The sequence below is a fragment of the Plantactinospora sp. ZYX-F-223 genome, assembly GCF_039649625.1.
GTDB lineage: Bacteria > Actinomycetota > Actinomycetes > Mycobacteriales > Micromonosporaceae > Plantactinospora.
The window spans coordinates 259,868-273,293 of the sequence record NZ_JBDJAV010000004.1; the positions used below are offsets into that span (position 1 = coordinate 259,868).

Here is a 13,426-nt window from a genome sequence, read left to right on the forward strand (position 1 = left end):
TCCTCCCGTGGGGCTTGACACGCCCATTTGAATGGCCCCGATCGGCAACCACCGCGATCATGTTGTGCACGACCAATGACGCACTGCAGAGCCGAATGCTCACGCCAGACGTGCACGGGGTAAACATCAGTTCACCTGGAGTCACGAAATAGGACGTATTCTGCATTGGCTCGATAACGCGCCGGTAGCCGACTTGCCACTCATTCCGATGATTCACCGCAGACCGAATTCCGGCTCACGGAACCGCCGACCGGCGACGGGCCAGGAACCGCAGCCCGATCCCGATCGCCAGCAGGAACGCGCCGCCTGCGATCAACGACACCAGCGACCAACCGGTACGCGGCAGATCTCCGCCGGACCCACCAGGCGGGGTACGGGTCTCCGTCGGGCCCGGGCTCGCCGTGGGACTCGGGCCGACCGTGGGACTCGGACTGCCGGAGGGCGCGACCTCGACCCTGACGCCCAGGCCGACATCGCCCGGTCCGGGGCTCGGTGCCGCGGTCGCGTACCCGGGCACGCCGACCACGGCTGCGCCCAGCAGCACGATCAACCCCACCCGCCAACGGCATCGCCCCGGCATCCGGCGCCCTCGTCCAGCCGGCCCGTACTCGGCATTATCGATCGTCACAGGGTGTAAACGTTAGGCATACCCAGTGGCGATCGGCGCACGCCGACACGCACGCCGGACATGGGGCGGGTTAAGAGCAGGCAGCTTGTGGCGGCCAGCACGGCCGCAGGGCGTAGCCCCGGCCGCCGAGAGCACGGTGGCGACGAGGGCCTCCGTCGTCACCCGGGCACGACGCGGTCGGCCGGCCGTCGCGAGGCCGTCGGGGCGCTCGGATGCCCCGGGCGAGGTCACCGTCCTGCGGACAACGAGCGGCGACCCGGCGGCTGACGGAGCCCGGCGCAGCTCGGACGCCAGTCCGCCCCGTCCCGACTGTCCACCGTCAGACCGGCCGCCGAGGCCAGTCCGAGCCCGAGCAGGAACAGCAGAAGCAGGAGAAGCGACATAACGTTGCCCACCTCAGTCATTTAGTTGACTGAGTCAACAGTATCACCGAGCCGTGCCGCACGGGAACCCAGCCATGCGCGCACGGGTGGCGGTCAGTCGAAGGTGATCACGGACCGCTTGCCGGAATGACCCTTGGCCATGTTGTCGAGCACCGTGTCGGCGTCGCGCAGCCCGATCGGGGTGATCTCGGGCAGGATGTTGTGCGCCGCCGAGAACGCGAGGGTGTCGCGGAGGTCGTGCGGGGAGCCGGACGGATTGGCCATGACGTGCAGCCGGTTGAGGACCATCGTCTGGGTGGGCAGGGTCAGCGGCTCCGGGTCGTACCCGCAGAGCACGAGCCAGCCGTCGGGCGCCAGACCGGCGAGCGTCGCCGCGGCCGCCGAGGTGGACGGCGTGGCGTTGAGGACGAGGTTCGCACCGCAGCCGTCCCAGGCCCTGAGGGCCTCGGCCGGGTCGGTCTCCTGGGTGGCGATGAACTGCTCGGCGCCCATCTCCCTCGCCGCCGCTTCGCCCCGGTTCGACCGGCCGATGACGGCCACGCGGGCTCCCATGGCGACGGCGTAGCGGGTCGCCAGCGCGCCGACACCCCCGGTGCCGATGACCGCGACGCGCGAGGTGGCGGTGATCCCGCCCTGCCGCAGGCTGTTGAAGGCGGTCAGGCCCGCGCACATCAGCGGGGCCGCGGCGACCGGGTCGAGCCCCTCCGGCAGCGGGGTCACGAAGTCGGCCTTCAGCACCGCGTACTCGGCATAACCGCCGTCCATCACGATGCCCGTGATGCGCTTGCGGGGGCAGAGGATCTGCTCGCCGCGCACGCAGTAGTCGCAGTGCCGGCAGGAGTCGCCGAGGAACTGGGCGCCCACGGACGTGCCGACCTCCGGCCACGACACCCCGGGGCCGGTAGCGGCCACCACGCCGGTGATCTCGTGGCCGGGGACGACCGGGAAACGGGCGATGGGCCAGTGGCCCTGGAGCAGGTCCAGGTCCGTGTAGCAGATCCCGCACGCGGTGATCCTGACTACGACCTCGCCCTGTCCGGGTTCGGGTACCTGGCGTTCGGCGACTGTGAGCGGCTCACCAACTGCGGTGGCAATGGCCGCAAGCATGGGCAAACCTCATTCCTGTCCGGATAAGCGGTCGGATGTCCCCTCCCACGACGACGGGGCCGCGCACAGCGGAGATCCGGCCACCCACGCACGAAGCCCACGCCTACCCGCTCGGCCAGCCGAGACACCTGGACCGTCACCGCGTCAGGTCGTGACAGGGCGCTATGCGGGTTGGTCGCAGGAGGGCGGGACGTCGAATACCCTGATCACGGCTGAGCGCCCACACATCCGGTACTTCGCCGGGTACGACTGCGGCCACCTACGCTGCCAGCCCCCGCGCGGGCGTCCGCACCTCCGCCTCGTACGTGGTCGAGGACGGGCGACCCGGCGCGCGAAGGTCCAGCGTCCGGAACGCCTAGGCTGGCAGGGTGATCCGGCTGCGGATGGGTCTGGCTGACGTGGCCAGAATGCGGTTTGCGTTCTCGCCGCTCGCCGAGGTGATCGAGAGCCTGTACCAACTGTCGTCGGGGCGGGTGGCACCGCTGCACCAGGGCTGGCTGGCGGCGACGCGGGACGGCCTGCGCGGGGTGGACATGGCGCTGTTGGGCGCGGTGGTGCCGGCGAGCGCGTACGTGGCGGACTTCCTGTTCGTGGCGGCCACCGATGCCGGCACCATCGACGACCAGCTGCGGCTGGTTGCCGAGTCGCCTGTGGCGGGAATCCGTGCCGACCTGGCAGCGGTGTGGGAGCGGAAGCCCATGCCGGCGCCGGCCCAGGCGTTGGTTGCCGACGGGGCGGCTGGCGCGCGACGGTTGGCCGACGAGCTGTGGCGGTACTGGTCGGTGGCGGTCGAACCGCATTGGCGGGAGCTACGCGCGGTGCTGGAGGACGATGTCGCGTACCGAGCCGGCCGGCTGACCGGCGGTGGCGTCGACGCGCTGCTGTCGAGCCTGCACCCGGAGATCAGTGTGCGGGGTGACATCCTGCGGATCGACAAGCCCCGACACTCGGTGGAACACGACCTGGCCGGTGACGGGCTCGTGCTGGTGCCGTCGGTCTTCGCGTGGCCGAACCTGGTGGTGGACAAGAGCCCCGACCGACCGGCGAGCCTCATCTATGCCTGCCGAGGAGTCGGCACGCTGTGGGGAGGCGAGTCCCGGGACGCCGACTACGACGACCACGCGCTGGGTGCGCTGCTGGGTCACAGCCGCGCGGCGATCCTCAGCTGTCTCACGCTGCCGAAATCGACCACCGACCTCGCCCGTGAACTCGGTCAGAGCGCACCGTCGGTCAGCTTCCACCTGTCGGTGCTGCGCCGCAACGGCCTGGTGACGTCGTGGCGGTCCGGGCGCCGGGTGTTGTACCGGCGTACGCCGCTGGCCAGCGTACTGGTCACCGGCGGTGGTCCCGGGTTCGAGCAGGGCTGGCCGGATCCCGGCTGAGGTGTCGGCGGCGGCGCCGGATTCCAGCGCCATCGAATCGTTGGTGACCTCCGGGCAGGGCTGCCACGGTGAGCGGACGCAGGCATCCGACGCGCTACGGTGCCGGTCGAGTCGCAATCTGGTGTCGATGGTGACCGTCACCGCAGGCCGTCGCCCTTGCCGATCACCGGAACAAGGAAGGCAGGAATCGTGCGGAACGAAGATACGCGTGGCCTGACCCGTCGTACGGCCTTGCGGGCGGCCGCGACGGTCGGCGCCGTCGCCGGCCCGCTCGGGCTGGTGGGTACAGCGGGATCCCCGGCGTCTGCCGAGCCCGGGGCGACGTTGCCGGCGGCCACCACCGAGGTGACACCGTTCCGGTTGTCGGTGTCGGACAGCGCGCTGCGCGATCTGCAGCGGCGGTTGGCGGCGGCCCGGCTTCCGGAGCGGGAGACCGTTCCCGACGGGTCCCAGGGCGTGCCGCTGGAGCGGGTACGCGGCCTGGTCGAGCACTGGCGGACGCGGTACGACTGGCGTCGGGTCGAGGCGCGGCTGAACGGGTTCGGCCAGTTCCGCACCCAGATCGACGGGTTGGGGATCCATTTTCTACACGTACGCTCCCGGCACGCCAGCGCCGTACCGGTGGTGCTGACCCACGGCTGGCCGGGTTCGGTGGTGGAATTCCTCGACATGATCGGGCCGTTGACCGATCCGACGGCGTTCGGCGGGAGTGCCGCGGACGCGTTCCATGTCGTGGTGCCGTCCCTACCGGGCTTCGGGTTCTCCGACAAGCCGAGCACGACCGGGTGGAACATCCAGCGGATCGCTAAAGCCTGGGCGGAGCTCATGTCCCGGCTCGGCTACCGTCGCTGGCTCGCTCAGGGCGGCGACCTGGGCGGCTCCGTAACGCATGAACTCGGCAAGCTCGGGCCCAGCGGACTCGCCGGGATCCACCTCAACTTCTTCCCCGTGTTCCAGCCCCCGGTCAGCGACCCTCCGACGCCGCCGGAGCAGGAGGCGCTGGACAAGCTGCGGCGGTTCTTCGACGACGGCGCCGGCTTCATCTACCAGCAGTCCACCCGCCCCCAGACGCTGGGGTACGCGTTGACCGACTCTCCGGTGGGGCAGGCGGCGTGGATCTACGAGAAGTTCATGGAGTGGACCGACAGCGACGGCAATCCCGAACGGGTCCTCGGGGTCGACCGGATGCTCGACGACATCATGCTGTACTGGCTGCCCGGCACCGCCGCCTCCTCGGCGCGGATCTATTGGGAGGACGCGCGGGCCGCCGGCACGGCCGACGACTTCACGGTCCCGGTCGGGTTCACGGTCTTTCCCCGCGAGATCATCCCAACTCCGAGAATCTGGGCCGAACGCGTCTACAAGTCCAGGCTCGTCTACTTCAACACGGTCACCCGTGGCGGCCATTTCGCCGCGTTCGAACAACCGGACATCCTCACCGAGGAGCTGCGGAGGTTTGCTCGCCTGATCCGTTGACCACCAGGCACGGTATCGGGCCGCTGAGCATCCTCGGTGGCAGTCGGCCGACGACCGGCTGACCGGGTACGACCGTCGCGGGGTGGGCGCCCACTTCCGTACCGCCCCGCGACGGGCCGCCCCCGCGACGGGCCGTCCGGTGGGGGCATCCCGCGACGGCCTGTTCCGAGATATCGCGTCGCGTTGTGGTCGTTCCTGTCCGGCTCTGGTGGAGACGGTGCCGGGACAATTTCCCCCGGCAGACCGTGTGCGCCGTGGTAGCGGCGGCCGTAGTGCGGCAGCGGTAGCGTGTTGGGCTGATACCCGGACCCGTGGCTGAGCTTGGAGGGCGGATGGAGCGCGAGGCGGCGGCCCGCACGGTGTGGGAGGCGGACCGGACGATCGCCCGGCTGTGCGCCAGGAGCTACGTGCAACAGGTGTTTCCCGGAGCGGTACCGCTCTGGGGCGGGGACGGCGAGCCGACCGAACCCGACGAGCTCGACGCGGTCTGGCGAGTGCCGGACGACGACGGCGCGCGGCTGCTCGTGGTCACCGCGCTGGCCGGCGAGTACACGCTGCCACGGCGGCAGTTTCCGGGTGGCACAACGGTGTCGCCGGCACCCGCGACTACCTGCGGCACGCCGCCGACCGCCTCCGCGAGCACGGGTGGGGCGATCTCGCCGGGGCGATCGAACAGGACATGTACGCCGACCGGCTGTGGTACTTCGAGCTGACCGCCGTACTGGCCGTTGTCGATGGGGAGCACCGGGTGGAGACCGTCGAGGCCCGGCAGTACGACATCAGCGACGCCAGCCTGCTGCATGCCCTGCTGGCGGCGATCCGCGCCGGCGACCGCGGCGCGGTGGAGCGGTTGCGGCAACCGTTCGGTGAGAACCTACTCAAGGCTCTGGTCGAGGCGTACCCCTCGCTGGACGACTGGACACAACGCGCCCACCTGATCCGGGCAGTTTCCGGCAACCACGATCCAGTGGTCGCCCCGGTGATGGCGGCCATCCTCGACATCCCGGACGACGCCGGTGGGCCAGGCGACCCCGACATGGCGCGCGAGGTCCGGGCCATCGGGCTGAGCATGTTGGAGACCGGCGGCTCCGTGGAGCGTTTCATCCGCTACTACGAGGACGACGAGGCCGCCGCCGCGTCGATCGCCCGGTACCGGGCCGGGTAGCCGCGACTCCTCGCCCCCGACCGGACCAGTCAAGATCTGTAGCGGTATGGAGCAACGCCAGGAGCCATAGAATGTCGTGGTGAGCGAATCGGACCGTGAGCCGGTCCCGTGGACACAGGTGCACCTGACTACTCGACGCTCGGCTCGCTGGGAGAGGATCGTCACCACCTCGGCGCTCGGGGGCACGCTCATCGGGATCGGCGTCTTCATCGTGAACAGCGATGCGTGGTGGCAAACGCTGCTCCTGGTCGTGACCGGCCTGATCCTGGCGGTGATCGGGCTCGCTGCGTGGTTCTCCGCGGGCCAGGCTGCCGAGGCCACCGAGAAACTGCGGGCCTCCGGGGTCAGAGCACGCGCCGAGATCCTCTCAGCGGAGGAGGAGCACGGCGGCGACGACATCGTGTACCGGCTGGATCTGCGCATCGTTCCCCTCGGGGTCGAGGCGTTCGAGGTTGCGCACCGATGCACGAAACACGTCTGCCGGCAGGCTGCGAAGCAGACCCCTCCGGCCCACCTGACTGCCCTGGTCGGCCCCGACGAGCGCACCTGGGGCATCGTGCACCGTTGACCGCACGTGCGTGGCCGGCGGCGGCCGATCTCGAAGGTCAGGGCTGGGCGGTCTGGTCGCATGCGGTGGTGTCAGACGTCTCCCTTGGCAGGACCGGCGCTTCCCCCGATCGCCGCCACCGGGGTCAGGGGTGGTCAAGGGCCTCGGCCAGGTCCACCCCGTCCAGCCGGGCCAGCACCATCTCCTGGAACCGCGGGCACGACTGGTAGTCCGGGTGCCGGCAGCGCAACCCGTGCTCCAACAGCGTCTGCGACAGCGCCAACCGGGCCATCCGCGCCCGCACCTGGGCCAGTTGACCGCGTAGCACCTCCCGCCGCCGGTCGCGGTCCGGGGCGGTGAACAATTCCCGCAACTGCTCAAGGCTGAAGCCGGCATCCTTGCCCAGCAGGATCTCCGCCACCCGGGTCACGTGCGTCGGCCCGTACACCCGCCGGCCGGCCACCCGCCGGGCCGGGGACAGCAGGCCCATCTCCTCCCAGTGCCGCAACACATGCGTGGCCAGCCCGAACCGGGCCGCCAACTCCCCGATCGTGTATTCCACCCACCACCACCCCAGTTCAGGTCCACCTTAACAGGCGCCGGGTTGACTTCAGGTCAACCTGAAGTCGCACACTCGGACCATGGCCGACACGCACACCGCCTACACCGACACCGACACCCTGATCCGGGTACTCGACGCCGCCGACGCCATGCCCGGTGCCGCCGAGTTGCGCGCGCGTACCTATGAATTGCTGCGGCTGGCGCCGGGCGCGACCGTGGTCGATGTCGGCTGCGGCACCGGGCGGGCCGTCGCCGAACTGGCCGGACAGGGCGCCACCGCGATCGGCGTGGACCCGGATCCGGCGATGCTGACCGCCGCCCACACCCGGTTCCCCGACATCGACGTACGCGCCGCGGACGCCGCCGACCTGCCGCTGCCCGACGGGCAGGCGCGCGGGTACCGGGCGGACAAGGTCTACCACATCCTGCCTGACCCGCAGGCCGCGCTGGCCGAGGCCCGCCGGGTCCTCGCTCCTGATGGACGGGTCGTCCTGCTCGGCCAGGACTGGGACACCCTGGTGATCGACTCCAACCAGCCCACCCTGACCCGCCGCATCGTGCACGCCCGCGCCGACACCCTCCCCCACCCCCGCATCGCCCGTGCCTACCGCACCCTGCTCCTCGACGCGGGCTTCCAGAACGTCGAAATCGAGGTCCACACCACGGTGTTCACCGACACCACGATTCTGCCGATCCTCACCGGACACGCCACCGCCGCACGCAAGACGGGGGCCATCAGCGACGACCAGGCCCAGAACTGGATCGACGAGCAGACCCGCCGGGCTCGGGACGGACGGCTGCTGGTCGCCGTCCCGATGTTCCTGGCTTCCGCCACCCGCTGAGCACCCACCCGCCCGGGGCGCTACCTCCCCGCCGCCGAGGCATTCTCCCTCGTTCACGTCGAGAAGCAGGGTGACCGACGGGTGCGCGACCATGGCGATGTCCACCAGGGCTGGGGCACGGTCCCGGTGGTGAACTGCACGTGGTGGACGTCGACGGCACGCCGTCCGGGCCGGGCCCACCGCGATCCGCGTATGGCGAGCAGTCTTCCCGAGCGGGTGCTGGCCGCGCTGACCGATGCCGGCCTGACCGGTGTCGCGGAAAACGGCCGCGGGAGGAGCCGGCTCGGCGGCGTCGTCTTCTACCGCGCCGCAGCACGCCGAGAGAAGTAGGCCCTGGCCGTCCTCCGGGTCGAGCGATCCACCCCTGGCCGTCAAAATTGTCGCCCCGGGTTGACGTGTGCTCCCTGATGAACCATTCTGAACGCATGTTCATGAACGTGTGTTCATGTCGATGACGGGGAGGTACCGGTGTCAGGCATCGTCAACACCGCCCAGGCGCAGGCGTGGAACGGCTACGAGGGCGAGCAATGGGCCGCCCACGACGACCGCTATGACGCGGTGAACAGCGGCTTCAACGAGTACCTGCTCGAGGCGGCCGGGATCGGCGAGCGAGATCGGATACTCGACATCGGCTGCGGGAACGGTCAACTGACCCGGCTGGCGGCCGGTCGAGCCCCGCACGGGTACGCAACCGGTGTCGACCTGTCAGCTCCGATGCTCGCCAGGGCGCGGGCCCGCGCGGCGGCCGAGGCTGTTCCCAACGTCACCTTCGAGCAGGGTGACGTGCAGGTCCACCCGTTCCAGGAGGGCGCCTTCGACGTCGCGGTCAGCCGGTTCGGCGTGATGTTCTTCGCCGACCCCGTCGCCGCCTTCGCCAACATCCGTCGCGCGCTGCGCCGGGCGGGCCGGCTCGGGTTCGTGTCCCTGACCGAACTCACCGGCACCGACCTGGGCACCGTGTTCGACGCGATGGCCCCGTACCTGCCGCGCCCGACCGGCGCGGATGGCAGCGGACCCACGTCGTTGGCCGATCCCGCGCGGATCCGCCGCCTGCTGGCTGACGCCGGATTCCAGGAGATCACCTGCACGCGCGTCGAAGCGGACCAGATCTGGGGTCGGGATGTCCCCGACGCGGTCGAGTTCCTCACCGGCTGGGGACCGGTCAGGTACCACATGACGCAGGTCGACCCCGAAGCCGCGGCGCACGCTCGGGACGCGCTCACCACCGCGCTGGGCACCTTCGCCCAGCCCGAGGCCGTCCGGCTGCGCGGCACGGCGTGGCTGGTCACCGCCGCCGCCCCGTAACCTTCTCCTGCCCGATTGGTTCACTGACCACGATGAGGCCGGATGTCACCGAGAAACGCGGCAGCACTGCGCCACGCCGACGACGGGCGAAGCCTACGTGAGCATCTGATCGCCATCACCGAACGCATGATCTCCGCACAGGGTACGGCGGGACTCACCGTGCGGGCGATCGCTCGGCAGGCGGGTGTCGCCGACGGTGTGCTCTACAACTACTTCGCCGACAAGGAGGAGTTACTGGCAAACGCCCTACGCGCGCATGTCCGCACCGTCGAACGAGAGCTGGGTGACCTCCCCGAACCCGGTACCAACACCGTCGAAGCCAATCTGCGCGCCTACCTCGGCTACGGCCTGGCGCTGCACCGGGCGATGCTGCCCGCGTTCGCCGGGTTGCTCGCCCAGCCCACGGTCCTCACCAAGTTCGCGGAGCTGGACGGGCATGGCGAGGACTGGCGCGACCGGCTGGCCCGTTACCTGCACGCGGAGAGAGACCTGGGCCGGCTCGCCGCGGACGCCCAGCTCGACGCCGCCGCTGCAATGATCGTGGGCGTCTGTCACGAGACAGTGCTACCCGCGTTGTTCCAGTACCAGGCGACAGTCGCGGAGCCACCTTCGGTCGGATCCATCGTCAGCACCGTGCTCACCGGAATCGGGCAAGGAGAAAGCACCCCCGGACCGCCCTGAAGTCCAACCCGGACGAGGCGGTTCGCGTCTACCGGTCGGGCGATCGGCGCGGAAGGTGCCTCTCGATCGGCACGCCGACGTCGATCGTGTCTCCAGCTCCGATACGTCTGGTCAAAGCCGTCGGAGCCACGCTCCAGACGCGGACCGCCGACATCGAGGATGAGCGGCTGGGTGTTGCGCCACTGGCCGTCGATGACGACGCACATGCCTGTCGCCGGCTTCAGCCGTCGCCCCTGGCCAGGTTTCAGTTCTGGACGGCGTCGGCTTCGCGGCGGAGTACCTCGCGGGCGATCTCCAGTCGGCTGCGCATGCCGAGCTTGCCGAGGATGTGCGAGACGTGGGTCTGCACGGTGCGCCGGGACAGGTACATGTCCTGCGCGATGACCGGCGTCGAACGACCTTCGGCGATCATGGCGGCCACCCGGCGCTCAGTCGGGGTGAGGGCCTCCCAGCCCGCGGTGGGGCGCGGTGGGCGTACCCCTCGGATGCCTCGCCGGATGCCGTGCCGGCGTAGCCGGCTCTCCGCGCGGCGGATGTCCCAGGCAGCACCGAAGCCGTCGTAGAGGTCGACCGCCTCGTTGAGGACGAGCCGCGCCTCGGCCGCGTCGCCGCGGCCGGCGAGCACGTCGGCGAGATCCTCCAGGGTGCCAGCCAGCGGCACCGGCGGTCCGACCGCCCGGTAATGGGTGGCGGCCGCGCGCAGCGGCGCGGGGTCCCGGTCGAGCAGTCCCCGACAGCGGTGGCTGGCCGCCGCCGCCCGTGCCGGCGGGTCTTCCGCCGCAGCCTCCGACTCGCAGGCGCGCAGCGCGGCCGTCGCGGCCGCGTGGTCGCCGACGTCCAGGGCAATCCGTACCAGGTCCGGCAGCCACTGGTGGGCCAACGTCATCTCACCGGGCCGCCGGGTCAGCATGCCCGACAGAATCGACAGGGCAGCAGCCGGCTTCCCGTCCTGCTCGGCGGCGAGCGCGTGCCCGGCGAGCAGGAAGTCAGAATTCTCCCGGTCCGAGATCGTCACGACGGGGAGGTCCAGTCCGGCGCGCAGGTGCTCGTCCGCCGCCGACCGCTCGGCCCGCCGGCCGGTGATCATCGCGGCGACACCGTGCCACAGCAGCATCGGCCCGCGCTCGCGCAGACCGGAGTAGGTGAGTGTGGTGGCGTCCAGGTCGACCGGGGCCAGCGCGGCCATCGCGTCGTCCCACTGGCCCAGCCAGTAGAGCAGCACGGCGGCGGTCAGCGCCGACGTCACCTGGCCGCAATCGTTCGTATGCTGGATCAGCGCCCGTCCGCGCCGAAGGGCCGCCTCAGCCTCTGGCCAGCGGTCGAGGTTCTGCAGGGTGAAGGTCCGAGCATCGAGCGCGTACGTTCGCAGGTTCGCCAGCTCTGGGTCCTCCGCCAGCACTTCGAGGGCGCGATCGACGTAGTGCAGCGCGGCGGCGTGGTCCCGCCGGACCGAGTGGCTCAACCAGAGATCGATCAACGCGTAGCCCATCGAGAGCGGGTCGGCCGCCTTCTCGCCAACGTCCAGAGCCTCGCGGGCGGTGGCGTCGGCGGCGTCGAGGTCCCCCGTGCTCGCGCGTTGGAACATTGCGAGCGACGCGAGCAGCCGAGCCCGCCACCGGTCGGGCTGCTCCGGCCAGGCGAGCGCGCGCCGCACCTCGGTCACGGCTTCGTCGTTGTCGCCCGCGCTGAACAGCGCCCGGGCCAGCACCCAGTGCATCTCGGCGCGGTGCTGCGGCTCCACCGTGATCGCCAACGCCTGCCGAGCGCGTGCCGCGGCATCCACGTGCCGGCCCATCCGGAGCAGCGTGCGGGCGAGGCCGACGAGCAGGGGCTGCCGGTCACTTTGGTTGGGCAGCGCCGGGTCGAGCGCTCGCTGGAGCAGCTCGACCGCGATGTCGGGCGCCCGCGCGGCCAAGGCCGGAGCGGCCTGAACGAGCCAGCCGCGCGCCCAGTCCCGGCCGGGGTGGTCCGAGGCGAGCAGCTGCTGCGCCACCCGCAGCGGGTCGGCACCGGCTGCGGCCAGCGCCTGGGCCGCCTCGCCGTGCAGCGCCGACCGCAGCGCGGCGGGCATGCTCTCGTAGAGAGCCTGCCGGATCAACGGGTGCCGGAACGCCAGCTCCCGGCCCACTCCGACGAGCAGCCCGGATACGACCGCCTCCTGCACGCCCGCGGCCAGCTCCGAGGCGGGCACCCCCAGCACCGCCGCCAGTTCCGTGACCGTGAACTCGCCACCGAGCAGGGACGCCGTACGCAGTATCCGTGCGGTCTGCGCGGGGAGGGCGCCGAGCCGGTCGCTCAGCGCGGCCGCGTACGAGGGCGGGATGCGGTCGAGCACGGTCTCCGGTACGTCGCCGGAAGGCCCGACGAGCTGCTCCCGGACCAGCGCCTCCACCAGTTCGCGTACGTGCAGCGGGTTACCCATGGCCCGTGCGGTCAACCGGGTCAGGGTCGGCCCTGGCAGCACGCCGATCAAGCCGGCGACCAGGGCCGTGACGTCGGTATCCGGCAGCGCGCCGAGTGAGATCACGGTGCCCCGGCGCCCGGCGGCCGCCCGCAACTCCCGCACCTCCTGCCGGCCGGGCCCCATCCGGCAGACGCCGACCAGCAGCAACGGAAGCTGTTCGGCCGCGATGGCCAGACGGTGCCACACCAGCAACGACGCCTCGTCCGCCCATTGCACGTCGTCCACGACCAGCACGGTGGCGGCCACCGTACACATCTCGTCCACCAGTGACACGAGCATCTCGACCGCGGTGTGCGCGATGTCGTCCGCCTCGAACAGTCCCGGTCGCCGGTCCCGCAGGAACTTTGCGATACCCGCCCGACGGGGATCCGGCGAGCCTGTCCGGACCTGCAAGCAATCCACCATCACGCCCAACGGGAAGCGCTGGGAAAGCTGATCCGCCGTGCCCCACAGCACCTCGTGCCCGCTGTCGCGGGCGGCGCCCAGCGCCGCCGCCACCATGGAGGACTTGCCGATGCCGGCCTCACCCTCCACCCACACCACGGAGCCTGCACCGCGCCCCAGCCCCTCGACCGCGGCGCCGAAGACCGCCAGTTCCTCGTCGCGTCCAACCCAGACATTCGGTCGATCGACGGGAATCACTTCGACACGATAACGCCCCACGTCATGATCAAGACGTCCCCCATGTCGTGAGCACGACATGGGGGGACTCCTGGATCCTGGGTGAGGACGGGTGCGTCATCTGACGTATGGGCTTATCAGGCCGGGGGATGTCTCGACCGACCGGTGGCGTCACTGCGCCGATGTCTGACCCGTATTACTACCGGCACAATTCTCAGATGTTGAGCAGCAGAGGACGGTCGTTAGGAACAATGGCGACATTTC

General features: G+C 70.7%; 12 protein-coding genes and 1 pseudogene. 9 read left to right on the forward strand and 4 right to left on the reverse strand.

The window, feature by feature from the left end; all coding sequences use genetic code 11:
* Window positions 1–235: 235 nt before the first annotated feature.
* Entirely contained in the window at window positions 236–556 is a 321-nt protein-coding gene (locus tag AAH979_RS06175; protein ID WP_346257053.1) for a hypothetical protein, read from the reverse strand.
* A 548-nt stretch (window positions 557–1,104) separates the two neighbouring features.
* Window positions 1,105–2,118, reverse strand: a complete 1,014-nt coding sequence (locus AAH979_RS06180) for an alcohol dehydrogenase catalytic domain-containing protein (RefSeq protein ID WP_346257054.1) — start codon at window positions 2,116–2,118, stop codon at window positions 1,105–1,107.
* Between the two features lie 407 nt (window positions 2,119–2,525).
* Between AAH979_RS06180 and AAH979_RS06185 the strand changes: the two genes are divergently transcribed.
* The 5 genes from AAH979_RS06185 (at window position 2,526) to AAH979_RS06205 (ending at window position 6,709) form a co-directional block, all read left to right on the forward strand.
* A complete protein-coding gene (locus AAH979_RS06185) occupies window positions 2,526–3,500 on the forward strand; it encodes a DUF5937 family protein (RefSeq protein WP_346257055.1) in 975 nt (324 codons plus the stop codon).
* Window positions 3,501–3,689: 189 nt separating this feature from the next.
* Window positions 3,690–4,976, forward strand: coding sequence for an epoxide hydrolase family protein (locus AAH979_RS06190; RefSeq protein ID WP_346257056.1), 1,287 nt, complete (start codon window positions 3,690–3,692; stop codon window positions 4,974–4,976).
* Window positions 4,977–5,287: 311 nt separating this feature from the next.
* The gene (locus tag AAH979_RS06195) at window positions 5,288–5,689 is read left to right on the forward strand and encodes a hypothetical protein (protein WP_346257057.1); all 402 of its coding nucleotides are present in this window, start codon (window positions 5,288–5,290) and stop codon (window positions 5,687–5,689) included.
* Window positions 5,656–6,141 (forward strand): hypothetical protein, encoded by a 486-nt coding sequence (locus AAH979_RS06200; protein WP_346257058.1) that lies wholly within the window; start codon window positions 5,656–5,658, stop codon window positions 6,139–6,141. Before AAH979_RS06195 ends, AAH979_RS06200 begins: the two co-directional genes overlap by 34 nt.
* A 79-nt stretch (window positions 6,142–6,220) precedes the next feature.
* Complete coding sequence (locus tag AAH979_RS06205) at window positions 6,221–6,709, forward strand: hypothetical protein (protein WP_346257059.1); 489 nt, start codon at window positions 6,221–6,223, stop codon at window positions 6,707–6,709.
* A gap of 124 nt (window positions 6,710–6,833) precedes the next feature.
* Here AAH979_RS06205 and AAH979_RS06210 read toward each other — a convergent pair whose 3' ends face one another.
* A complete protein-coding gene (locus tag AAH979_RS06210; RefSeq protein WP_346257060.1) occupies window positions 6,834–7,250 on the reverse strand; it encodes a MerR family transcriptional regulator in 417 nt (138 codons plus the stop codon).
* 79 nt (window positions 7,251–7,329) lie between these two features.
* Between AAH979_RS06210 and AAH979_RS06215 the strand changes: the two genes are divergently transcribed.
* The 4 genes and pseudogenes from AAH979_RS06215 (at window position 7,330) to AAH979_RS06230 (ending at window position 10,077) form a co-directional block, all read left to right on the forward strand.
* A complete protein-coding gene (locus tag AAH979_RS06215) occupies window positions 7,330–8,091 on the forward strand; it encodes a methyltransferase domain-containing protein (protein WP_346257061.1) in 762 nt (253 codons plus the stop codon).
* Between the two features lie 122 nt (window positions 8,092–8,213).
* Window positions 8,214–8,421: pseudogene (locus AAH979_RS06220) on the forward strand (methyltransferase type 11); the annotation flags it as partial.
* A gap of 138 nt (window positions 8,422–8,559) precedes the next feature.
* Window positions 8,560–9,396 carry a class I SAM-dependent methyltransferase gene (locus AAH979_RS06225; RefSeq protein ID WP_346257062.1) on the forward strand — a complete coding sequence of 279 codons (837 nt, stop codon included), beginning with the start codon at window positions 8,560–8,562 and terminating at the stop codon, window positions 9,394–9,396.
* Window positions 9,397–9,438: 42 nt separating this feature from the next.
* Window positions 9,439–10,077 (forward strand): TetR/AcrR family transcriptional regulator, encoded by a 639-nt coding sequence (locus AAH979_RS06230; protein WP_346257063.1) that lies wholly within the window; start codon window positions 9,439–9,441, stop codon window positions 10,075–10,077.
* Between the two features lie 244 nt (window positions 10,078–10,321).
* Here the strand turns inward: AAH979_RS06230 and AAH979_RS06235 are convergent, their stop codons facing one another.
* Window positions 10,322–13,183, reverse strand: coding sequence for an AAA family ATPase (locus AAH979_RS06235; RefSeq protein WP_346257064.1), 2,862 nt, complete (start codon window positions 13,181–13,183; stop codon window positions 10,322–10,324).
* Between the last annotated feature and the right edge of the window lie 243 nt (window positions 13,184–13,426).